Genomic DNA, 21,733 nt, shown 5'->3' with positions numbered 1-21,733 from the left:
TGTTTCCGGGTTGTCGGGAACTCGTTCGTGGCTTACCAGATGTTTGTGTGAATATGTGATAAGAGAATACGGCTTATCTGTAGCTTGTGTCGTTTTTTTGATAAAAATTGCTTATTACATTTTTTTTTACGTATATTGTGCTCGTGGAGTTTCGTATAATTGTTTAAGTGGTTGAACTTGTTTATTATGGGGTACTCTGACATCTTTCCACGGAACGTGTTTTTTGATTGCTGCTATTGTTTTTGTGCTGGTGGTGGTGAGTGCTGCGGTGAGGGAATTCTCTGGTAAGAGCCATGAATAGAAAGGACTATGCCATTTGCATTGATTGCATCCAGAAAATAAATGTAAAACCTATAGGCAGACGATTCTTTTTACGTATCTTTGTCCCGAATAATGCATTATCACTATGACAATAAAAGATTTTTTCTCTTTCCGGCAGAACAGGCTCTTTTGGGCAAACATCCTTGCGATGGTTATCGTGGTAGTAGGATTGCTGTTTGGGGTGTTGAAAGGACTGGATATATATACCCGCCACGGCGAGGCTGTGATAGTGCCCGATGTGAAGGGCATGGGAGTGGAGGAAGCCGGAAAAATATTCCGTAACCACGGTCTGGTCTGCATCGTTTCAGATTCCAGTTATGTCAAGGCTCTTCCTGCCGGCTGCATTCTCGAGTATAATCCGGCAGCCGGGCAAAAAGTAAAGGAAGGACGTACCATCTATCTTACAATCAATAAAATTGAAATTCCCCTGCACGTAGTGCCCGATGTGGCGGACAACAGTTCGTTGCGGCAAGCGGAAGCGCGTATTCTGGCTTCGGGCTTCAAACTGGCCGAGATACAGTATATTTCGGGCGAGAAGGACTGGGTGTATGGCGTGAAGTATAAGGGCCGTCAGCTTTCCATCGGAGAAAAAGTGCCGGTCGGCGCGGTGCTGACGCTGATAGTAGGAGATGGAGGTGTCTTGCAGACAGACTCTCTGGGAACGGAGCCTGTGGGGGATGCCGTTCAACCCATGTCGTCCGAAGACTCTGCAGCAGACGAGTCCTGGTTTTGATAAACATCTGACTTTAATCGTAAATTGTAAATCGTCAAATTGTAAATGCTGTGATGATAGAAGAATTGCCGGATGATATAGATAACGATGAACTGGACGACGTAGAGCCGGTTGGCGACGAGGCGCAACTCTATGAACACTTCCGTATAGTGGTGGACAAGGGGCAGGAGATGATGCGTGTGGACAAGTATCTGTTCGACCGACTGACAAACGCTTCCCGCAACCGTATTCAGAAGGCTTCCGATGCAGGCTTCGTGATGGCCAACGGCAAGGCTGTGAAAAGCAGCTATAAAGTGAAGCCGCTGGATGTCATTACCATGATGATGGACCGTCCACGCTATGAGAATGAGGTTATTCCCGAAGATATTCCGCTTGAGATAGTATATGAGGACAAGTATCTGATGGTAGTGAACAAACCTGCCGGCCTGGTGGTGCATCCCGGTCATGGCAACTATCATGGTACGCTTGTCAACGCCATAGCCTGGCACATGAAGGATAATCCCGATTATGATGCCAATGACCCGCATGTGGGACTGGTGCATCGTATCGACAAGGATACTTCCGGCCTGCTGGTGATAGCCAAGACGCCGGATGCCAAGACAAATCTCGGTAATCAGTTTTTCAACAAGACAACAAAGCGCCGCTACCGTGCGCTGGTCTGGGGAAATGTGGAGCTGGACGAAGGTACCGTTGTCGGCAACATCGGCCGTAATCCCAAAGACCGTATGCAGATGACTGTTCTTCCCGACGACCAGGGAAAACATGCCGTCACTCATTACCGGGTACTCGAGCGTCTGGGATATGTCACTCTGGTGGAATGTATCCTCGAAACGGGACGCACTCATCAAATCCGTGTGCACATGAAGTACATCGGACACATACTTTTCAATGACGAACGTTACGGCGGACATGAAATCCTGAAAGGAACCCACTTCGCCAAATACAAACAATTTGTAAACAACTGCTTCGACGCTTGTCCGCGGCAGGCATTGCATGCCATGACGCTGGGGTTTGTACATCCCGTCACCGGAGAAGAAATGGACTTCACTTCGGAATTGCCCGATGACATGACCCGGCTGATAGATAAATGGAGAGGCTATATCAGTAACAGAGAATTAGAATGAAACGCACGATTGCTATTGTAGCTGGAGGAGATACCTCCGAATTCCACGTCTCCCTGCGTAGTGCACAGGGGATTTACTCCTTCATCGACAAGGAGAAGTATACCTTATATATTATAGAAATGCGCGGACTGGACTGGCATGTACAGCTGCCCGACGGCACCAAGGCTCCGGTAGACCGTAACGACTTCAGCTTCGTGCTGGATGGCGCGAAAGTGACATTCGACTTTGCCTACATCACCATCCACGGGACTCCGGGTGAGGACGGCCGTTTGCAGGGCTATTTCGATATGCTCCACATCCCTTATTCGTGTTGCGGAGTGCTGGCGGCGTCGCTCACTTACGATAAGTTTGCCTGCAACCAGTACCTGAAAGGTTTCGGCGTACGCATTGCCGAATCGTTGCTGCTACGTGGCGGACAGTCGGTGACGGATGAAGACGTGATGGAGAAAATCGGTCTGCCTTGCTTCATTAAGCCCAGCTTGGGAGGTTCCAGTTTCGGCGTGACCAAGGTGACGGCGAAAGAGCAGATACAGCCCGCCATAGCCAAGGCATTTGCAGAAGCGCAGGAAGTATTGGTGGAGGCCTTTATGGACGGAACCGAGATTACCTGCGGCTGTTACAAAACAAAAGACAAGTCCGTAGTGTTTCCCATTACGGAGGTGGTGAGTCATAACGAGTACTTCGATTATGAGGCTAAGTATAACGGTGCGTCTGACGAGATTACTCCTGCCCGCATCTCGGACGATTTGACCCGCAGGGTGCAGGCGCTCACTTCTGCCATTTATGATATACTCGGGGCCTACGGCATTATCCGCGTGGACTATATTATTACCAAAGGTGAAAAGATTAATCTGCTGGAGGTAAATACCACTCCCGGAATGACTGCCACCAGCTTCATTCCCCAGCAGGTTCGCGCTGCCGGGATGGATATGAAGGATGTGATGACAGATATTATAGAAAATAGGTTTAATCATTAATCATTATGAATGCGAGCGTAGAATTTGATGAAATCCGTCCTTATCATGATGAGGAACTTCCTCAGGTTTATGAGGAGCTGATTGCCGATGAGGCATTCCGGCAGGCAGTGGAGGCTGTGATGCCTGGTGTACCTATTGAAGTGTGGTCGCAGAAAATGCGCGCATGTAAAACCAAACTGGAGTTTCAGAAGACTTTCTGTTATCGACTTTTGTGGAAGTTGGCAAAGGAGGCTACGGACGGATTGACTCTGGAGCATACAGCGTTGCCGGTTGACAAGTCGGTGGCGTATACCTATATTTCCAATCATCGCGACATTATTCTTGATTCCGGTTTCTTGTCCATTCTCTTGGTAGACCAGGGCATGGATACGGTAGAGATTGCCATTGGTGACAACCTGTTGATTTATCCGTGGATTAAGAAATTTGTGCGTGTCAACAAGTCCTTCATCGTGCAGCGTGCGTTGACCATGCGCCAGATGCTGGAGGCTTCCGCACGCATGTCCCGCTATATGCACTATACCATTGGCGAGAAGAAACAGTCCATCTGGATTGCACAGCGCGAAGGGCGTGCCAAGGATTCCAACGACCGTACGCAGGATAGTGTGCTGAAGATGCTGGCAATAGGCGGTGAAGGTGACATCATTGACCGTTTAATGGAGATGAATATAGCTCCGCTTGCCATTTCTTATGAATATGACCCTTGCGACTTTCTGAAAGCGCAGGAATTCCAACTGAAACGGGACATTGAAGGCTATAAGAAAACGAAGGCTGATGATTTGCTGAATATGCAGACCGGACTGTTCGGCTATAAAGGGCGGGTACATTTCCAGACGAGTGCTTGCATAAATGACGAATTGGCGAAAATGGACCGTTCGCTTTCGAAGCCCGAACTCTTTGCACGTATGTCTGCGCTGATAGACAAGCGTATTCATGCCAGTTACCGGATGTATCCCAATAATTATGTGGCGCACGACCTTCTCGAGGGGAATGAGGATTTTTCCGACCATTACACTGCCGAGGATAAACAGCGCTTCACAGACTACATGGAACAACAGCTGGAACGCATTTCCATTCCCGATAAGGATGTGGATTTCCTGCGTGGAAAGATGTTGTCGATGTATGCCAACCCGTTGAAGAATTATCTGGCGGCTATAAAAGAATGAATACATGAAGAGGTGCTGTTATTGGTGGCTTTTGCCTTTGTTGGTTTGCCTGTTGGCTGGTTGTGGCGATGATGATTATCATTATCCTTCCGTGAGGTTGGAATTCTTGACTGCCTTTTCGGGGGCTGACGGCTATCTGCGGTCTGTTGTGACGGATGAAGGGGAAACATTGCCGGTAGTGGAGGACAAGACAAAGACGAACATAGAGTCGAACGCCTCGGTACGTGTCATCAGTAATTATGCTTCGGAGGTTACTCCCGACGGAACTGCCGGTGCGGTACTGTATGCTTTGAGCGGTGTTCTCTCTGTTGCTCCCCAGACAGCCGACAAGTTTGAGGAGGGCGTCAAGACGGAGCCTGCTGATGTGCTGGGCATCTGGATGGGACTTGACTATCTCAACATGGTATTGACAGTCAAGGAGAATGGTGAGCATAAGTTTCATTTCGTAGAGGATGAAATAACCGTGGATACCACTGCCGGGTGCAGTGAGGTATACCTGACGCTGTATCATGATGCAAAGGAGGAGGTGGTATCGTATACCAGGCGTGCCTACGTTTCCGTACCTTTGAGGCAGTATGCGGCAGAGGGTATACGGAAGGTTATGGTTCATTTTAGTGTGCACACTTATTCTGGTGACATCAAGGCTTACGATTTTGTTTATAACCCTGACTAAAATGAAATATTTGATGAAGACATTGTTCGCTGGCCTTTGCCTCGTTTTTGCCATCCTATTTTCCTGCGGGCAGAAGGAAGGACAGTTCAAGTCTGTTTCAGTGGATGACTTTTCCACATTGATAGCCAATCCGGAGGTGCAGCTTCTGGACGTGCGCACTGTTGCCGAATACTCGGAAGGACATGTGCCCCACAGTATCAATATCAATGTGCTGGATGAGTCGTTTGAAACGATGGCCGACTCCACTCTGCAGAAAGACAAACCGATTGCGGTATATTGTCGCAGTGGTAAGCGCAGTAAAAAGGCCGCCGCCATACTGAGCAAAAAAGGATATATAATCTATGATCTTGACAAAGGTTTCATCGGTTGGGAAGAAGCGGGGAGGGAAGTGGAAAGGTAATAACGGTTGTGCAGAAACACGGTTCTTTCATTCATTTAAGGGAGTTAGAAGGAATGGAAGAGAGCCGGAGGCGATAGTATCGCCATACATTAACAGAATTATCGGTTTTTAACTCCTGAGCCCGAAGGGCGATAACTCCTTCTAACTCCCTTAGGTGAAAGAACTGTGAGTGATTATTAGATACCTTCAAGCAGTCTTTTCAGCACCACTGTTGCTGAAATCTCCCGATTGGCCGCTTCGGGGATTACGATGGACTGCGGACTTTCTATCACATCATCTGTCACAATCATGTTGCGTCGAACCGGCAGGCAGTGCATGAAGTAGGCATTGTTGGTAACAGCCATCTGGCGCTCGCCTACTGTCCAGGCGCGGTCTTTGCTCAATATTTGTCCATAGTTGTCGCCAGTATAGGCAGCCCAGTTCTTGGCATAGACAAAATCAGCTCCTTCAAAAGCCTTCATCTGGTCATATTCTACGTGGGCATTTCCTACAAATTTGGGGTCGAGTTCATAACCTTCGGGATGCGTAATCACAAAGTCATAATCTGTTGCATTCATCCATTCGGCAAAGGAGTTGGGGACAGCCTGGGGCAATGGACGCGGATGTGGAGCCCATGTCATCACTACTTTGGGGCGTGTCGTCTTCTTATACTCCTCAATGGTTATCAAGTCGGCAAAACTCTGTAACGGATGGCGTGTGGCAGCTTCCATGGAGAATACCGGTCGGCCCGAATGCTTGATGAACTGCTCCAGTATCACTTCGTTGTAATCGTCTTCCTTGCTTTCGAAACGTGCGAAAGAACGTACGCCGATGATGTCGCAATAGCAGCCCATCACGGGAATGGCTTCCAATAAGTGTTCCGGTTTGTCACCGTCCATGATGACGCCACGTTCCGTTTCCAATTTCCAGGCTCCTTGGTTGATATCCAGTACAATCACGTTCATGCCCAGATTCAATGCGGCCTTCTGTGTACTGAGGCGGGTACGCAGGCTGGAGTTGAAGAAAATCATCATCAGCGTTTTGTTACGTCCCAGTTCCACATATTTGAAACGGTCTTTCTTAATCTCGAATGCTTCGTTCAGTGCAGACTTTAGGTTACCTATGTCCTGCACGCAAGTAAAGTTCTTCATATTACAGTCTTTTTAGTGTATCTATATCTTCGTTATATCAGCTGTCAAGGTCTGGTCTGTCCGGAACCTTCGACAATCCATTTGTATGTAGTGATTTCTTCCAGGGCCATCGGACCGCGGGCGTGTAGCTTTTGGGTGCTGATGCCGATTTCGGCACCAAGTCCGAATTGTGCGCCGTCGGTGAAGGAGGTCGGTGCATTGACGTACACACAAGCGGCGTCCACTTCCCGGCAAAACCATTCGGCCCGTGTCTTATCGTCCGTAATGATGCATTCGCTATGCTTGGAACCGTGTTTTCGGATATGTGCCAATGCTTCCTGAAAAGAATTCACGGTTTTAATGGCCATCTTGTAGTCCAGGAACTCTCTGCCGTAGCACTTTTCAGAGGCGAGTCTCAACAAATCGGCGGGATATTTGCCAAGCAGGCTGTGGTAGGCAGGTTCATCGGCAAATATCTCTACATTGCTTGATTGCAGCGGCAGGCATAGGTCGGGCAAATTGGCCAGGCTGTCGGCTTCAATAATCAGGCAATCTAAAGCATTGCATACACTGACGCGGCGTGTCTTGGCATTGGCAATGATGGATGGACCTATGCTTATATCGCCATAGCGGTCGAAGAGCGTATGGCATACGCCGGCGCCAGTCTCTATAACCGGTACTGTGGCATTCTGACGTACGAAGTTTATCAGGCTGCTGCTGCCGCGCGGAATTATCAAATCTACATAATCGTTGGCGTGCAGTAGTTCGGCAGTCGCCTCTCTGTCGGCAGGAAGCAGTTCCACGATGTGTGTATCTACATTGAAATGTTCCAGTACTTCGTGTATCACGCTGATTATGGCACGGTTGGAATAATCTGCATCGCTCCCGCCTTTCAGAATACAGGCATTTCCGCTTTTAAGGCAGAGTGAGAATACATCGAAACTGACGTTGGGACGAGCTTCGTAGATAATGCCTATGACACCAAAAGGCACACTGACCCTTTTTATCTTCAATCCGTTGGGCAATATACTTTCTTTAAGCACCTTTCCCAAAGGAGAAGGGAGGGCAGCTACGTTGCGGATATCCGCAGCAATGTCCTGCAAACGGCTTTTTGTCAGTCTCAGGCGGTCGTATTTAGGGTCGGTAGAAGGCATATGCTCCAAATCCTTCTGGTTTTCACTCAGAATGAAGTCTGTTTTATTTATGGCAGCGTCTGCGACAGACAGTAATATCTGGTTGTTTTTTTTGTCGCTCAATGCTAACATATTACGGCTGGCATCTTGTACGGCGACAAAAGTTTTGTTTAAGTTCATTTCCTCATTGAATATAGGGTGATAAATATGCAAGTATAAATATATATCGTGGGATAATATTCGTCTGTGGTTTATTCTATATATAGGTAGTCGTAGTGCACTACGGATTTCTTTCCATGTTTTCCCATTGTTTCCCGCGCCTGACTGGAGTCGCAGTTGGCTTTTCCCACACCGATGGGTTTACCGTTGAAGTCGATAATCCGTACGATGTCATCCTTCTCGAACTCACCTATAATGTCAGTGATACCTACTGGGAGGATGCTTACTGCTTTGTCCGAGAAAAGCAGTTCGGTGGCACGATGATTGATGTGCAGCTCACCTTTGGCAAACCCTTCACTGTGCGCAATCCATTTCTTGATACTTGATACCGGTTCCGGAGACGGAATGAAGCGGGTATAGTTTAAAGGGTTAGGGATTAAGGATGAGGGATTGTCGTCCGGAGTGATGGGACAGTCCCATCCTTTATCCTTCATCCTTAATCTTTCATTCTTCATTATTTCCACGAGGATGTTGTCCCGCTTCCCGTTAGCTATGATAACTGTGATGCCTTCATCTGCCACTTTACGGGCAATGTTGGTTTTGGTCAGCATGCCACCGCGCCCGAAGCTGGACTTGGAAGTTTGTATGTAGGAGGAGAGGTCCTTGTCTTGTCCTATTTCACGGATAACCCGAGAACCCGGGTCGGTGGGTGAACCGTCATAGATACCATCTATATTGCTGAGAATGATTAGTGCCTGAGCATCCATCATGGAGGCTATCAGACCGGACAGCTCGTCGTTGTCGGTAAACATCAGTTCGCTTACAGAAATGGTGTCGTTTTCGTTGACAATGGGAATAACGCCGTTCTCCAACATTACGGTCATACAGTTTTTTTGGTTGAGGTAATGGCGGCGGGTGGAGAAGTTCTCTTTCATTGTGAGTACTTGTCCTACGGAAATGCCATGCTCCCGGAACAGCTCGTAGTAACGGTTGATGAGCTTGGCTTGTCCCACGGCGGAAAAAAGCTGGCGCTGGTCTACACTATCCAGCTTCTTGGCGGGGCACACTTCGCTACGTCCCGAAGCAACGGCTCCGGAAGAAACTAGTATTATTTCTATGCCGGCTTTGTGTAGCTCGGCTATCTGGTCTACCAAAGCGGACATACGGGTAATGTCGAGAGTACCGTCACGACGTGTCAAAACATTGCTGCCTATCTTGATGGCAATTCTATTGAAATCAATCCCCATTGTGTTTCTTTTCGTATTCGCAGACTACTTCCATGGCAGCTTCGGAGTCTTTCTCATTGACGAGAACGGAAACATCTACCGCAGTGGCAGGCAGTACAACGTTTACTACCATTCCGTCTTTTGTTACAGCTTCAATATCACTATTTCCCAGCAAGCTCTTTACTAGTTCTGCTTCCCACGGTGAACCGGTGAACACCTCAACAAGTTTGCTTTTGTCTTCTTCTTTCATGATGGTATGAATTTAGAGGTTTTTGTCTTACAAAGATAACAAATGTTTTTGTTTTAATGCTTAATGCTGACGGATTTATAGTTCAATCCTCTCAACTCTTATCGATTCATTCAGGAAAGTGGAAGCCGATTCTGTGAATTTCTCCTCCGATTCTGTGGTGCGGTAGACGCATCTTCCGCCTTTGGTGCATTTTCTGTCCATTTCCGGATGGCGGTGAAGATAGTCTTTCAGGCTGTCTGCCACCAGTTCCCCTTGGGTGACGGTTGTGATGCCGTCGGGCATGTATTGCTGTATCTTAGGCAACAGCAACGGGAAGTGCGTGCAGCCCAGGATGACGGTGTCTATTTCCGTGTCTTTGATTAGCAGGTTGTTGATGTTCTTGCGTATGAAGTAGTCGCTACCCTCACCTTGTGCCTCATTGTTTTCTACGAGTGATACCCATAGAGGGCAAGCTTCACCGCTCACTTTTATGTCGGGGAAGAGTTTATGCACTTCCAGCGGATAGGATTCCGACTTGATGGTTCCTGCCGTGGCAAGCACTCCCACATGGCGGCTTTGGGTAATGCTCCCTATACATTCTACAGTCGGACGGATTACTCCCAACACACGGCGCATTGGGTCGAGACGAGGCAAATCATTCATTTGTATGTTGCGCAGGGCTTTTGCCGAAGCTGTATTGCATGCCAGGATGACGAGGTGGCAACCCATCTCGAATAGTTTGGTGACTGCCTGTAAAGTGAATTCATAGACAATCTCGAACGAGCGGGTTCCGTAAGGCGCACGTGCGTTGTCACCCAGATAAATGTAATCATATTGGGGAAGTGCTTCCCGTATCTTGCTTAGGATAGTCAGTCCACCATATCCGGAATCGAATATTCCGATGGGACCGGCTGCAGAAGGTAATGTTTGTTTCATGCGTTCTAAAGGCTATGTGTCATGCAAAGATAATTCAAATTTCTCAGTAATGTATAAAAAATAAGCGCGGACAAAACTATCCGCGCTTGCTCTATTATAAATAATTCTATTATTTAATGCCCAATTGCGTTTTAACTTTGGCGGTTACATCAATGCTCTGTGCTCCAACGAAAGGTATCGGGGTACGAGCCAAGTCGAAAATGTAGACAACGCTTTCAGCTTTGCCCACAGCCTGAATGGCTTCGTCCAGTTTCTGATAGATGGGAGCCATGGCATCTTGCTGTGCTTTCTGCATGCTTTGATAAGCTTCTTGCTGGAACTGTTCTTGACGTTGAGCCATATCTTGCAACTCTTTCTGGCGTCTTTCTGCAATGTTTTTCGGCAGAGAGTCGGCTTGTGCCAGGAATTCCTGATACTTCTTTTGGAATTCTTCGTTGGTACGCTGCATTTCATCCTGGTATTTTTTAGACATGGCGTCTAAGTCAGCTTGAGCTTTGGTAAATTCAGGCATAACAGCGATTACTTCCTGAGAATTCATGTGGGCGAATTTAGCTTGCGCCATAACTCCCAGCGGGAGGGCGAACATAACTACGAGTAGTGCGATTTTTTTAAGCATAATGTTTATTATTTATTTGAATGATTATTCATCGGGGGCAAATATAGCGCAAACTGAACGCAATACAAAATAAGCAAGCTTATTTTTAATCCTGAAGAGTCTATATTCCGAAACAAATGTATGAAATTAATTTGAATATCCCAGTCTTGCAAGTACCTCATTGCTGACGTCAATACTTGGTGAGGCAAAAATGATACTTGATGCGGAAGCACGGTCTACAACTACTGCATATCCGTTCTGTGTAGCAATTTCCTTTACAGCATTGTATATTTCATCTTGAATAGGTTGCATCAGACTTTCACGTTTCTTATATAGCTCGCCTTCCGGACCGAAATATTTGCGGCGCAGTTCGGCTGCCGATTTTTCTTTAGCGACAATCTCTTCCTCCTTTTTGCCTCTCTGTGTTTCAGAAAGGGAAGCAATCTGAGACTGATAGTTCTTGTACAAAGTCTTGGCTTCTTCGGAAATCTTTTCAACTTCACTCTGCCATTGTCTGGAAACTTGTTCCAGTTGTTCGTTGGCACGTTCATAGGCAGGAATATTTTCCAGGATATATTCCATATCAATCAAGGCGAACTTCTGTGCACTGGCTGTTGTGCTTACTGCAAACAGCGTAAAAAGAATCAATAAACTCTTCTTCATAACGATACTGCGTTAATTGTCAATTATCAATCGTCCATTACTTAGAATTCCTGTCCCAAGATGAAGTGGAACTGGCTGCCACCATATTGCGAGGAACCCATTATCTTGTCGAAACCGTAAGCCCAGTCAATACCCATCATACCAATCATCGGGAGGAAGATGCGGACACCGACACCGGCTGAACGCTTCAATTCGAACGGATTGAACTTATTGACATCATGCCATGCATTACCGGCTTCTACAAACGTTAACGCATAAATACTGGTACTTGTTTCGAGCATCAAAGGATATCTTAATTCCAGTCCGAGACGTGTATAGGCATAACCTTCAGAACGGTATGGAGTCAATGAACTGTTCTCATAACCGCGGAGGGCAATACTTTCTGTAGCATAGCTGGAGTAGCCGGTCATACCGTCACCACCTACGTCAAACGTTTCGAACGGAGATTTTTTGTATTTGTTGTAGTGTCCTAGCAGACCGAATTCTACACGTCCCATCAATACCGGAGTACGTTTAACGGTAATCGGGTCCATCAACGGGATATAGATTTTGGATTTGAATTTCCACTTGTGATATTCAATCCACTTGTGCATCTTGTTCATGTCTTCCTGACTGCTGGTGCTGTACTTGCTGTAATCGGTACCGTCAAACAGAGAGAAAGGCGGTGTGATTTGTGCAGACAACGAGAATTCGGAACCTTGGCGTGGATAAATCGGATTGTCGATAGAGCTACGGGACAAGGTCAGGTTGAGGCTGAGGTTGTTACACTTACCGTTGGTAACCGGGAAGTACTGCCAGTCACTCAGAACATAACGTTGATAAGACAACTCGGCTGTGAACTGGAAGTAGTCATCCGGCCATTTCAAACGCTTACCGAACATCACTGCGAGACCATACATCTGGATAGATTTGTCCGGGTCGTAATAATTCTCGTAGTTATTGTAGCTGCCGTAGTTGTACATACCGTAGCCATACATACCGCTATAAAAGCTGTTGTAATAGCTGTTCATGTAGGCCGAATTGTAATAACGGCTACTGATGTCGGTCTGGCGGGAATAGAAAGCTGATACGGAGAACGCGTTCGGGCGTTTACCGCCAAACCACGGGTCATAGAATGAAACGCTGTATGACTGATAGTATTTGGCATTGGTCTGGCCGCTGATGGTCAACGTCTGACCGTCACCTTGCGGGAGAATACCACGGTAGTTCTCACCCGGATGTAGCAGGTTGGACAGAGAGAAGTTGGTGAACTTCAGACTTAACTTACCGATAATACCCGTTTGTCCCCAACCGGCAGAGAACTCTACTTGGTCATTGGCTTTGGATACAAGGTCGTAACCGATGTCTACCGTGCCGTCTTCCGGTCTCGGTTGGATGTCGGGTTGGATTTGTTCGGGGTCGAAGTGTCCCATCTGCTGGATTTCACGCATGGAACGCATCAGGTCCTCACGGCTGAAGAGTTCGCCCGGACGGGTACGGAGTTCACGGCGTACCACGTTTTCATATAAACGGTCGTTACCGTTGATGCTGACTTTGTTGATGGTAGCCTGGCGGCCTTCGTAGATACGCATTTCTAGGTCGATGGAGTCGCCCACGATGTTTACTTCCACCGGTTCGAGGCTGTAGAACAGATAACCGTTGTTGTAGTAGAGGTTGCCGATGGCATCGTCGTCGGTCATTGTACGTTCTTCAAGCAGCTTTTGGTTGTAGACGTCGCCCTTCTTCATCTGGAGGAGGAAGTTCAGTTGTTCGGAAGGATAAAGTGTGTTACCTACCCAAGTTACATTGCGGAGGTAGTATTTCTGTCCTTCCTCAATCTGCATGAAGATGTCCACCGTGCGGTCATCATAAGGCTTGATGCTGTCTGTCACGATAATGGCGTCGCGATAACCCAGTTCGTTGTATTTATCGATGATTAACTGTTTGTCCGCTTCGTAGTTGTCCTCAATGAATTTCTTGGTGCGGAACAGATTGATCAGTTTGCCCTTTTCGTTTGTTTTCTTCATTACACGCTTCAGCTTCTTGGTTGCGAGGACTTCGTTGCCTGTGATGGTGATTTGATGTACTTTCACTTTCTCTTTTTTGTCGATGTCGATGTTGACAATCACTTCATTTTTCTTTTCCGGATCATCCCGTTGAGTGATGATTACATCTGCATTCTTGAAGCCCTTGTCGTCAAAGTATCGTTTTATCAGGGTCTTGGCACGGTCCACCAGATTAGGTGTAATCTGCCCACCCTTTATCATACCGATTCTGCTTTCCAAATCTTCACGCTCCGACTTTTTCACACCGTTGTAGCGGATGTCGGAAACACGCGGACGCATCGTCAGACGAATGGTCAGCCAGATTTTGTCACCCTCAATTTTGTCTGCTGTGATTTCCACGTCCGAGAACAGACCATGGCGCCAGTAGCGCTTACAAGCTTGTGTAATTTCATCACCCGGCACGGTGATGGTCTGCCCTTTGGACAGTCCGGACAATCCGACAATTACATAATCCTCATAGTTTTGGGCTCCTTCAACTTTAATGTCGGCTATTTCATACTTCTTGGGGGTTCCCGAATAGAGTATAACCGGCTTTTCGGCTTCATCGGTGTTGTTTATGTCCTGTGCTGCTGTTGTCAGAGTGCAGCCGAAAAGGCAGACAAACGTTACGAGTATGGAGAAAATACGATAGTGCATCTTTTTATTTACTATTTTACAATTTACTATTTACTATATTGGGTGTCCGTTGATTAATTGATTTGCTCGCTGGTCTTGCCGAACCTGCGTTCGCGTTTCTGATAGTCACATATGGCTTTACGTAGTTCTTCTTCGCGGAAGTCGGGCCAGTAAGTATCACAGAAATAGAGTTCCGAATAGGCGCATTGCCATAGCATGTAGTTGCTGAGGCGGAGTTCGCCTCCGGTGCGTATCAGCAAGTCGGGGTCGGGCATGAAGCTGGTTGTCAGATGGCGGGATATGAGTTCACTGTCAATTTGCTCGGGCTTTAACTCACCTTTCTGTACCAGACCGGCCATTTGTCGGGCAGCTTCCGTTATTTCCCAACGGGAAGAGTAACTCAATGCCAGCACTAGACACATTCCCGTGTTGTGGGAGGTGTGTGCCACACAAGTGATGAGCCGTTGCTGTACGTTGGCAGGCAGTTTTTCAATATCTCCTATTACTCGGAAGCTGATATTGTTCTTCATGAACGTCTCTTCCTCTATGGAGTCGAAGAGCAGTCCCATCAGGGCGGCTACCTCGTCCGACGGACGATTCCAGTTCTCGGTAGAGAACGTATATAAAGTAAGGTATCTGACTCCTAATTTAGCGGCTTCCTCTGCAATGATATGCACAGTTTCCGCACCGGCCTGATGTCCATAGCTACGTTCGTGTCCACGCTGCTTGGCCCACCGTCCGTTACCGTCCATGATAATCGCCACATGCTGTGGTATCCGGTTTAGATCGATTTCTTCCTTGTATGACATCATTATTATTGTATTTCGAAGCCCAATCTGTTAAGACGTCCGCGCCATACCTCATTCTTGGTTCCGTTACCGCCGAATATTACCCAAATGAAGTCCCGTTTGTCTGCCGGGGCCACTGTCTTGTCTTTCGTCGGTTCCACTATGATGGAATACGCTCCTTTACCTTTGAATTCCTGAGGTAGCAGGAATTTGGTTTCTGTCTGGCTCCACGCAATGCCCGTGATGGAGCTGTAGATGGCGTCAAGTTCTCCTCCAAAACAATAGAGCATACCGCCATAGAACATGATGGCGGGGTTCACTATGCTGGGACAATATGTGTCGTACATTGTGTTGTCCAAACTAGCCCAACCTTTGCCGTCCAATGAGAACCAGGGTATTGTCTCTTTTTCACTGACCGGCGGCATTCCTACCAGAATCACCTTCTCTACACCATTGCCGGTTCGGGTCTGGGTTGTGGATATGTTTTCGGTAGGGAATCCTGCCGGTACTTCCTCAAGGATAAGGTTGTCAGCCGTGTTTTCCGCTTCCCAATTCTTTCCGTCTTTACATATATTGAAATATTGCTTTCCGTTGATTTCCACAATGCCCGAAAGCCGGTCAGAGAAACCATTGATGAGGACTATGACATTGTCTCCCAATGTGGTGACTTCTGTCCAAGCGGCGCCATCAGTGGAGCTGAATACTTTTTTGCTTTTCGTCACCATATAGAGTGCATCGTTATACTCTACGGCAGATGTCAGCTTTACATCTGAGGGGAGGTTGCTGACATTAATCTCACTCCAGTTGTATTCATCGGGCGCGGTCGATGTCCTGTAGGCGCTAGTGTTGGAAGTGTAGACAAACAGTTCATCTCCCAGTACAACCGCTTTTTGCTGGCCTAAATTGATGGTATTGGAGAATACATTCCCTCTTTTCTGCATGTCTGTCCAGACGAGTGAGTCCGGGTCTTGCAGATGTACATTAATTTTCAGTTTATATTCTCGGATTGTAATGCCATCGGCGGCATGTGCTTTGAATAGCATGCCGGCATCGTTGTTCATGGCGGGTCTTAAATCTACGGAGTCCGACATGACAAATACCGTGTCGGTAGGCGAACCTGAAGTTATCCAACCGGTAACGTCCATAGTATCAATTAAAATACGGTCGATGATGGTATCCGAACCTACGGGCAAGGAATCCCTGTTATAGATGAGTCTTTTAAGCTGGTCAATTGTAAATTTGTAATGTTTGCCATGTATGGTATCAATACCAAAAGCATGTATAGTAGCATCGGAGCTGAATTCATAATTGTCGTCAGAGTCAAGGCATGAACTTAGAGCAAATGACACAATAAGAAAACTCGCAATTACTGATAGAAACTTTATTCTCATTTTGAAAGTTAGTGTTTATTTACAAGTTGCAAAAATAGGAACATTTTTTTCTATAAACAGCTTTACGTAGAAGTTTTATATAAAATTATAGATAATAAGATTGTTTTTCCCGATAGAAAAGTCCTGGAATGAGGCTGTTGATGATTTTTTACGATGTTTGAAAAACATGTGGCACATAATGTGCCGGTCTGAAGGGACGATTCCATTCAAGGCCTCGTAGCCTCATTTTTCCTTGCCCGCCCCCGTACACTATGATGATACGGAACAGACGCGGAAAGAGGGCGGCGCAAAGCTGATGGCAGACTGTTTGGAAAGTGTGTGCCAATCCGTTCTTGGAATCTTTGGGATAATACTGAACAGGATTGAAGCACGCTTCTAGATTTTGTTTACGGCCGTATAATGGCGAAAATTTCTATTAAAGAAATGTTCTTTCATAAAAGGATGTCTGTCGCTGACTTTGGGTGCTTTGACTCCGGAGCGTAGGAGGCACGGGGCTTCTTCTACAAAGATTTCGTCCCACAGTCCGGCATCAATGAAGGATTGGAGCGTTTGGCTGCCACCCTCTACCAAAAGGGATTGTAATCCGCGTGTATACAGCGTTTCCATGATTTCGGGGAGTATGTTCTGCCGGTAGTCGCTGACCGGCAGATACTCTGTATTCGGTAGCGGAGCGTGCGGGGCTTCTGTAAAAACGAGGGTCGGCACGCTACCGTCAAATAGGTGAAGGTTGGGGGATAGCTTTTGTTGCCGGTCCAGCACGATACGTACCGGTGAATGACCATGCCAATGGCGGACATTCAGGCCGGGATTGTCCAGTTCAGCCGTACGGGTACCTACTAATATGGCACTGTGCTCTGTCCGTTTTTTGTGCACCATCATTGAGGTCAGCGGGCTGGAGAGAATGATTGGTTTGCCGTCCGTGCGGGAGTAATCGATGTATCCGTCTGAAGATTCCGCCCATTTCAAGGTGATGTAGGGGCGTCGCAAAGTATGGAAGGTGATGAACCTGCGGATGAGCTGCCGACATTCTGCTTCCAGCACTCCGACAATAACTTCACGTCCGGAATCCTTCAGTTTCTGTATGCCCCGGCCCGCAACCTTGGAGAAAGGATCTCCGCACCCGATGACGATGCGTGGAATCTGCTTCTCGATGATGAGGTCTGCACATGGAGGAGTTTTGCCATAGTGCGAACACGGTTCCAGGCTGACGTAAATGGTGGACTGCCTCAGTAGGGATGTGTCTTTCACGGAACGGATGGCGTTGACCTCGGCGTGGGCTTCTCCGCAGCGCACATGGTATCCTTCGCCTATGATTTTCCCGTCACATACTATTACTGCTCCTACCATCGGGTTGGGCGCTGCATTGCATTGCCCGTTTCGTGCCAGTTGGATGCACCGCAGCATGTATTTCTCTTCTTCTGAATTCATGTCCTTGCTTATCTTTTGGTTGAATAATCAAAATTAATGATTACTTTTGCAGCCCGAATAAAACCGGACTCCGAATGAATGTAACCGTTTCACATATCCGCAGCGCTTTGCAGGAGTGCTATCCTCCCCGGGAGGCGGCCAACCTTTCGCGTATTGTCTGCTGTGAAATGTTTGGTCAGAGTAATATTGACTATTACCTGGGCAAAGATATGATTTTATCTCCAAACAATGAAAGGGAATTGGAAAGCATTCTTTCCCGTCTGTGCAATTTTGAGCCCATACAGTATGTGCAGGGTGCTGCCCGTTTCCTGGGACGTACTTTTCAGGTGGCGTCGGGGGTACTTATTCCCCGTCCTGAAACGGAAGAACTGGTGGAGGCGATGTTGAAGGAAATCGCTCCGGCTTCCCGTATTCTCGACATTGGTACCGGAAGCGGGTGCATTGCCGTCACTTTGTCTAAGGAGTTGCCGGAGGCGGAAGTAACCGCTTGGGATATTTCCGGAGAAGCTCTTGCCATAGCCGACGGTAATAACCGTTTGCTGCAGGCTTCCGTACAATTTGTACAGCGTGATGTCCTGACGTATCAACCTGCTGAGGATGACTGTTTTGATGTAATCGTCAGTAATCCACCTTATGTTACGGAAACAGAAAAGCGGGACATGGAGCCTAATGTCTTGAACTGGGAACCTTCGGAGGCTTTGTTTGTTCCGGACAGCGACCCGCTCCGTTTCTATCGGTGTATAGGTGAACTGGGACGGAGAATGCTGACGGCCGGCGGCCAACTCTATTTTGAAATTAACCGGGCATTTGGAGAGGCTGTCGCTTCGATGCTTCGCAAGCAAGGCTATGCGAATGTCCGTATCCGAAAAGATATCTCCGGCAACGACCGGTACGTAATTGCAGAACGATGGAAATAACTGAAACAGAAGCTTTGAACAGAGTGGCGGCATATTGCTCCACTGCCGAGCATTGCCGGGCGGAGATTGCAGAAAAACTGCAACGCTGGGGCATTGCCTATGATGCCATAGACCGTATCATCAATCGTTTGGAGCAAGAAAAGTACATTGATGAAGAGCGCTTCTGTCGTGCTTTCATCAACGACAAATACCGTTTTGCCAAATGGGGCAAGATGAAGATAAGGCAGGCGCTCCAGTTGAAAAAGATATCTTCGTCTGTCTATTGGCCCTATTTGAACGAGATTGATGAAGAAGAATACCACTCTGTTCTGCAGAAGCTGCTGGCGGCAAAGCGTAAAAGCGTCCGTGCCGAAAATGAGTATGAACTGAATGGTAAATTGATGCGTTTTGCCTTGAGCAGGGGGTTCGAAATGAAGGATATATGTCGTTGCATAGAGGTTTCAGGGGAAAATGACTACTCCGAATGAAAATTATCGGCTTTCTCTTTTTAATTCTCATTCTGTTTCCGTATTTTTGCGCCATATTTATCATATATAGATTAGTTTTGCTATGAAAACTTTAGAAAGATTGTTTGCAGAGAAGTTGCTGAAGATAAAAGCGATTAAGCTACAACCGGCTAACCCGTTTACTTGGGCATCCGGATGGAAGTCTCCGTTTTATTGTGATAACCGCAAAACCCTTTCTTATCCTTCTCTCCGTAATTTCGTGAAGATTGAAATTACGCGTCTGATTTTGGAACGTTTCGGACAGGTGGATGCCATTGCCGGTGTGGCAACGGGAGCTATTCCGCAAGGTGCCTTGGTGGCCGATGCATTGAGCCTGCCATTTGTATATGTACGCTCCACTCCGAAAGACCATGGACTGGAGAATTTGATTGAAGGTGAACTTCGTCCCGGTATGAAGGTGGTAGTCGTGGAAGATTTGATTTCTACGGGTGGAAGTAGCTTAAAGGCTGTAGAAGCTATCCGTCGTGACGGATGTGAGGTCATCGGTATGGTGGCTGCCTATACTTATGGTTTCCCAGTTGCTGAGAAGGCATTTAAGGATGCCAAAGTACCTTTGGTGACACTGACCAATTACGAGGCTGTACTGGAAGTGGCACTGCGTACGGGCTATATCGAGGAAGGAGATGTGGAGACTCTGAATGAATGGCGTAAAGACCCTGCACATTGGGAATCTGGAAAATAAGAACTTATTTGTAAAAATATTGATATGGATAAAAGAGCCATTCGGATAGATTCTGTCCGGATAGTTCTTTTTTTCTTTTTGAATACGACTGATTATGACGAAATTTGAGAGTGGAGTGAAAGTTGTACCGGCTTCACAAGAAGCTGTTTATGAAAAGCTTTCCGACCTGAGCAATCTGGAGAAAGTGAAAGACCGTTTGCCTGAAAACAATGTGAAGAGTTTTAGTTTTGATGCAGAAAGCATAACGATAGAAGTGGCTCCTGTAGGAAAGATTACGTTACAAATTGTGGAAAAGGAACCTTGCAAGTGTATCAAGTTTGCAACAACCACTTCACCGTTGCCCTTCAATCTGTGGATACAGATTGTACCCGTTACCGAAACTGAATGCAAAATGAAGCTTACCATCGGCATGGATATAAACCCGTTTATGAAGACTATGGTACAAAAGCCTTTGCAGGAAGGACTGGAGAAAATGGCAGATATGTTGGCGATGATACAATATTAATTATTAACTATTAATCATTAGAAACAACGTGGCTCAGAAACTTTGGGAAAAATCCATTCAGGTAAATAAAGATATCGAACGCTTCACGGTAGGCCGTGACCGTGAAATGGACCTTTATTTGGCAAAGCACGATGTGTTGGGTTCCATGGCGCACATCACGATGCTTGAAAGCATTGGTTTGTTGATGAAAGAAGAACTGCGGCAATTGCTGGCCGAATTGAAGGAAATCTATGCAATGGCCGAGCGCGGAGAATTTGTGATAGAAGAGGGAGTGGAAGACGTTCACTCGCAAGTGGAACTTATGCTGACGCGTAACTTGGGTGATATAGGTAAGAAAATACACAGCGGACGTTCGCGTAACGACCAGGTGTTGCTCGATTTGAAGCTCTTTACCCGTACAGAGATAAAGGAGGTGGCGGAAGCTGTGGAACAATTGTTCCATGTGCTGGTTATGCAGAGCGAACGCTACAAGGATGTACTGATGCCGGGCTATACACACTTGCAGATAGCCATGCCGTCTTCTTTCGGACTTTGGTTTGGGGCATACGCCGAGAGCCTGGTGGACGATATGATGTTCCTTCAGGCTGCTTTCAAGATGTGCAACCGCAATCCTTTGGGGTCTGCTGCGGGATACGGTTCCTCATTCCCGCTGAACCGTACGATGACTACCCGTCTTTTGGGATTTGATTCCCTCAACTACAACGTAGTGTATGCCCAGATGGGGCGTGGCAAGATGGAGCGTAATGTAGCTTTTGCCCTTGCCAGTGTGGCCGGAACCATATCGAAATTGGCTTTTGACGCATGTATGTTCAACAGTCAGAACTTCGGTTTTGTGAAGCTGCCGGATGATTGCACTACCGGTTCCAGCATCATGCCTCACAAGAAGAACCCGGACGTCTTTGAGTTGACGCGTGCCAAGTGCAACAAATTGCAGTCCCTTCCCCAGCAGATTATGATGATAGCCAACAATCTTCCTTCCGGCTATTTCCGTGACTTGCAGATTATCAAAGAGGTCTTTCTGCCTGCTTTTCAGGAACTGAAAGACTGTCTGCAGATGACAACTTACATTATGAATGAAATCAATGTAAACGAGCATATTCTTGATGATGACAAGTATCTGCTTATTTTCAGTGTGGAGGAAGTCAACCGTTTGGCACGTGAAGGGATGCCTTTTCGCGATGCCTACAAGAAGGTGGGACTGGATATTGAAGCCGGGAACTTTTCGCATAGCAAAGAAGTACACCATACCCATGAAGGCAGTATAGGAAACCTTTGCAACGATGATATCTCTGCCTTGATGCAGAAAGTGGTAGAGGGCTTCGATTTTGCTACCATGCAAGCTGCAGAGAAAGAGTTGCTGGGCAGGTAAAAGGTTCTACGGGTTCAAGTCCCGGTTCGAGTACTGTACTTTTATA

22 protein-coding genes are annotated in these 21,733 nt (G+C 47.0%); 11 read left to right on the top strand and 11 right to left on the bottom strand.

All coding sequences use genetic code 11. From position 1 onward, the window contains the following. Positions 1–406 precede the first annotated feature (406 nt). The 6 genes from M1B78_RS11200 to M1B78_RS11175 are packed head-to-tail and all read left to right on the top strand — an operon-like array spanning position 407 to position 5,391. Positions 407–1,054: a PASTA domain-containing protein gene (locus M1B78_RS11200; protein WP_257940695.1), complete on the top strand. Its 648-nt coding sequence runs from the start codon at positions 407–409 to the stop codon at positions 1,052–1,054. Positions 1,055–1,107: 53 nt separating this feature from the next. After that, the gene (locus tag M1B78_RS11195; protein ID WP_257940711.1) at positions 1,108–2,178 is read left to right on the top strand and encodes an RluA family pseudouridine synthase; all 1,071 of its coding nucleotides are present in this window, start codon (positions 1,108–1,110) and stop codon (positions 2,176–2,178) included. Beyond that, a complete protein-coding gene (locus tag M1B78_RS11190) occupies positions 2,175–3,155 on the top strand; it encodes a D-alanine--D-alanine ligase (protein ID WP_136008948.1) in 981 nt (326 codons plus the stop codon). The genes M1B78_RS11195 and M1B78_RS11190 overlap by 4 nt, the downstream gene beginning before the upstream one ends. A 5-nt stretch (positions 3,156–3,160) precedes the next feature. Further along, positions 3,161–4,318 carry an acyltransferase gene (locus M1B78_RS11185; protein ID WP_257930907.1) on the top strand — a complete coding sequence of 386 codons (1,158 nt, stop codon included), beginning with the start codon at positions 3,161–3,163 and terminating at the stop codon, positions 4,316–4,318. Between the two features lie 4 nt (positions 4,319–4,322). Then, positions 4,323–4,991 (top strand): hypothetical protein, encoded by a 669-nt coding sequence (locus M1B78_RS11180; protein WP_257940694.1) that lies wholly within the window; start codon positions 4,323–4,325, stop codon positions 4,989–4,991. 13 nt (positions 4,992–5,004) lie between these two features. Continuing rightward, complete coding sequence (locus M1B78_RS11175; RefSeq protein WP_136008951.1) at positions 5,005–5,391, top strand: rhodanese-like domain-containing protein; 387 nt, start codon at positions 5,005–5,007, stop codon at positions 5,389–5,391. Between the two features lie 176 nt (positions 5,392–5,567). Here M1B78_RS11175 and M1B78_RS11170 read toward each other — a convergent pair whose 3' ends face one another. From M1B78_RS11170 to ribD, 11 genes are all read right to left on the bottom strand, one after another. Beyond that, positions 5,568–6,521 (bottom strand): acetylornithine carbamoyltransferase, encoded by a 954-nt coding sequence (locus M1B78_RS11170; RefSeq protein ID WP_136008952.1) that lies wholly within the window; start codon positions 6,519–6,521, stop codon positions 5,568–5,570. Between the two features lie 44 nt (positions 6,522–6,565). Continuing rightward, entirely contained in the window at positions 6,566–7,813 is a 1,248-nt protein-coding gene (locus M1B78_RS11165; protein ID WP_257940693.1) for a glutamate-5-semialdehyde dehydrogenase, read from the bottom strand. A gap of 71 nt (positions 7,814–7,884) precedes the next feature. After that, a complete protein-coding gene (gene proB / locus M1B78_RS11160; RefSeq protein WP_136008954.1) occupies positions 7,885–9,039 on the bottom strand; it encodes a glutamate 5-kinase in 1,155 nt (384 codons plus the stop codon). Continuing rightward, on the bottom strand, positions 9,029–9,268 hold the full coding sequence (locus M1B78_RS11155; RefSeq protein WP_136008955.1) for a DUF2007-related protein: 240 nt from the start codon (positions 9,266–9,268) through the stop codon (positions 9,029–9,031). Before M1B78_RS11155 ends, proB begins: the two co-directional genes overlap by 11 nt. 75 nt (positions 9,269–9,343) lie before the next feature. Next, positions 9,344–10,183 carry a glutamate racemase gene (murI, locus tag M1B78_RS11150; RefSeq protein ID WP_136008956.1) on the bottom strand — a complete coding sequence of 280 codons (840 nt, stop codon included), beginning with the start codon at positions 10,181–10,183 and terminating at the stop codon, positions 9,344–9,346. Between the two features lie 109 nt (positions 10,184–10,292). After that, positions 10,293–10,799, bottom strand: coding sequence for an OmpH family outer membrane protein (locus tag M1B78_RS11145; protein WP_136008957.1), 507 nt, complete (start codon positions 10,797–10,799; stop codon positions 10,293–10,295). Positions 10,800–10,925: 126 nt separating this feature from the next. Then, complete coding sequence (locus M1B78_RS11140; protein ID WP_136008958.1) at positions 10,926–11,441, bottom strand: OmpH family outer membrane protein; 516 nt, start codon at positions 11,439–11,441, stop codon at positions 10,926–10,928. A gap of 41 nt (positions 11,442–11,482) precedes the next feature. Next, entirely contained in the window at positions 11,483–14,122 is a 2,640-nt protein-coding gene (bamA, locus tag M1B78_RS11135) for an outer membrane protein assembly factor BamA (RefSeq protein ID WP_136008959.1), read from the bottom strand. Positions 14,123–14,175: 53 nt separating this feature from the next. Further along, entirely contained in the window at positions 14,176–14,910 is a 735-nt protein-coding gene (locus M1B78_RS11130; RefSeq protein ID WP_136008984.1) for an isoprenyl transferase, read from the bottom strand. A gap of 5 nt (positions 14,911–14,915) precedes the next feature. Then, positions 14,916–16,280, bottom strand: coding sequence for a DUF6242 domain-containing protein (locus M1B78_RS11125; RefSeq protein WP_176468522.1), 1,365 nt, complete (start codon positions 16,278–16,280; stop codon positions 14,916–14,918). Between the two features lie 375 nt (positions 16,281–16,655). Further along, on the bottom strand, positions 16,656–17,708 hold the full coding sequence (ribD, locus tag M1B78_RS11120; RefSeq protein WP_257940692.1) for a bifunctional diaminohydroxyphosphoribosylaminopyrimidine deaminase/5-amino-6-(5-phosphoribosylamino)uracil reductase RibD: 1,053 nt from the start codon (positions 17,706–17,708) through the stop codon (positions 16,656–16,658). 74 nt (positions 17,709–17,782) lie between these two features. Between ribD and prmC the strand changes: the two genes are divergently transcribed. The 5 genes from prmC (at position 17,783) to argH (ending at position 21,687) form a co-directional block, all read left to right on the top strand. Beyond that, a complete protein-coding gene (gene prmC, locus M1B78_RS11115) occupies positions 17,783–18,625 on the top strand; it encodes a peptide chain release factor N(5)-glutamine methyltransferase (protein ID WP_257940691.1) in 843 nt (280 codons plus the stop codon). Next, positions 18,616–19,092: a regulatory protein RecX gene (locus M1B78_RS11110; RefSeq protein ID WP_176468519.1), complete on the top strand. Its 477-nt coding sequence runs from the start codon at positions 18,616–18,618 to the stop codon at positions 19,090–19,092. The genes prmC and M1B78_RS11110 overlap by 10 nt, the downstream gene beginning before the upstream one ends. Before the next feature lie 82 nt (positions 19,093–19,174). Further along, positions 19,175–19,813, top strand: a complete 639-nt coding sequence (gene pyrE / locus M1B78_RS11105; protein WP_136008964.1) for an orotate phosphoribosyltransferase — start codon at positions 19,175–19,177, stop codon at positions 19,811–19,813. A gap of 94 nt (positions 19,814–19,907) precedes the next feature. Then, positions 19,908–20,318 carry an SRPBCC family protein gene (locus tag M1B78_RS11100; protein ID WP_136008965.1) on the top strand — a complete coding sequence of 137 codons (411 nt, stop codon included), beginning with the start codon at positions 19,908–19,910 and terminating at the stop codon, positions 20,316–20,318. A 28-nt stretch (positions 20,319–20,346) separates the two neighbouring features. After that, positions 20,347–21,687 (top strand): argininosuccinate lyase, encoded by a 1,341-nt coding sequence (argH, locus tag M1B78_RS11095; RefSeq protein ID WP_257940690.1) that lies wholly within the window; start codon positions 20,347–20,349, stop codon positions 21,685–21,687. Positions 21,688–21,733 lie beyond the last annotated feature (46 nt).

It is taken from the genome of Bacteroides muris (ex Fokt et al. 2023) (genome assembly GCF_024704895.1).
Taxonomy (GTDB): Bacteria; Bacteroidota; Bacteroidia; order Bacteroidales; family Bacteroidaceae; genus Bacteroides; species Bacteroides muris.
The sequence above is the reverse complement of the archived record's forward strand: the minus strand, read 5'-3'. Positions and strand labels throughout refer to the sequence as shown.

Excerpts from the sequence above, each read along its gene's own strand:
- M1B78_RS11200 (WP_257940695.1), top strand. The coding sequence starts at position 407 with ATGACAATAAAAGATTTTTTCTCTTTCCGGCAGAACAGGCTCTTTTGG.
- M1B78_RS11195 (WP_257940711.1), top strand. The coding sequence starts at position 1,108 with ATGATAGAAGAATTGCCGGATGATATAGATAACGATGAACTGGACGAC.
- M1B78_RS11190 (WP_136008948.1), top strand. The coding sequence starts at position 2,175 with ATGAAACGCACGATTGCTATTGTAGCTGGAGGAGATACCTCCGAATTC.
- M1B78_RS11185 (WP_257930907.1), top strand. The coding sequence starts at position 3,161 with ATGAATGCGAGCGTAGAATTTGATGAAATCCGTCCTTATCATGATGAG.
- M1B78_RS11180 (WP_257940694.1), top strand. The coding sequence starts at position 4,323 with ATGAAGAGGTGCTGTTATTGGTGGCTTTTGCCTTTGTTGGTTTGCCTG.
- M1B78_RS11175 (WP_136008951.1), top strand. The coding sequence starts at position 5,005 with ATGAAGACATTGTTCGCTGGCCTTTGCCTCGTTTTTGCCATCCTATTT.
- M1B78_RS11170 (WP_136008952.1), bottom strand. The coding sequence starts at position 6,521 with ATGAAGAACTTTACTTGCGTGCAGGACATAGGTAACCTAAAGTCTGCA.
- M1B78_RS11165 (WP_257940693.1), bottom strand. The coding sequence starts at position 7,813 with ATGAACTTAAACAAAACTTTTGTCGCCGTACAAGATGCCAGCCGTAAT.
- proB (WP_136008954.1), bottom strand. The coding sequence starts at position 9,039 with ATGGGGATTGATTTCAATAGAATTGCCATCAAGATAGGCAGCAATGTT.
- M1B78_RS11155 (WP_136008955.1), bottom strand. The coding sequence starts at position 9,268 with ATGAAAGAAGAAGACAAAAGCAAACTTGTTGAGGTGTTCACCGGTTCA.
- murI (WP_136008956.1), bottom strand. The coding sequence starts at position 10,183 with ATGAAACAAACATTACCTTCTGCAGCCGGTCCCATCGGAATATTCGAT.
- M1B78_RS11145 (WP_136008957.1), bottom strand. The coding sequence starts at position 10,799 with ATGCTTAAAAAAATCGCACTACTCGTAGTTATGTTCGCCCTCCCGCTG.
- M1B78_RS11140 (WP_136008958.1), bottom strand. The coding sequence starts at position 11,441 with ATGAAGAAGAGTTTATTGATTCTTTTTACGCTGTTTGCAGTAAGCACA.
- bamA (WP_136008959.1), bottom strand. The coding sequence starts at position 14,122 with ATGCACTATCGTATTTTCTCCATACTCGTAACGTTTGTCTGCCTTTTC.
- M1B78_RS11130 (WP_136008984.1), bottom strand. The coding sequence starts at position 14,910 with ATGTCATACAAGGAAGAAATCGATCTAAACCGGATACCACAGCATGTG.
- M1B78_RS11125 (WP_176468522.1), bottom strand. The coding sequence starts at position 16,280 with ATGAGAATAAAGTTTCTATCAGTAATTGCGAGTTTTCTTATTGTGTCA.
- ribD (WP_257940692.1), bottom strand. The coding sequence starts at position 17,708 with ATGAATTCAGAAGAAGAGAAATACATGCTGCGGTGCATCCAACTGGCA.
- prmC (WP_257940691.1), top strand. The coding sequence starts at position 17,783 with ATGAATGTAACCGTTTCACATATCCGCAGCGCTTTGCAGGAGTGCTAT.
- M1B78_RS11110 (WP_176468519.1), top strand. The coding sequence starts at position 18,616 with ATGGAAATAACTGAAACAGAAGCTTTGAACAGAGTGGCGGCATATTGC.
- pyrE (WP_136008964.1), top strand. The coding sequence starts at position 19,175 with ATGAAAACTTTAGAAAGATTGTTTGCAGAGAAGTTGCTGAAGATAAAA.
- M1B78_RS11100 (WP_136008965.1), top strand. The coding sequence starts at position 19,908 with ATGACGAAATTTGAGAGTGGAGTGAAAGTTGTACCGGCTTCACAAGAA.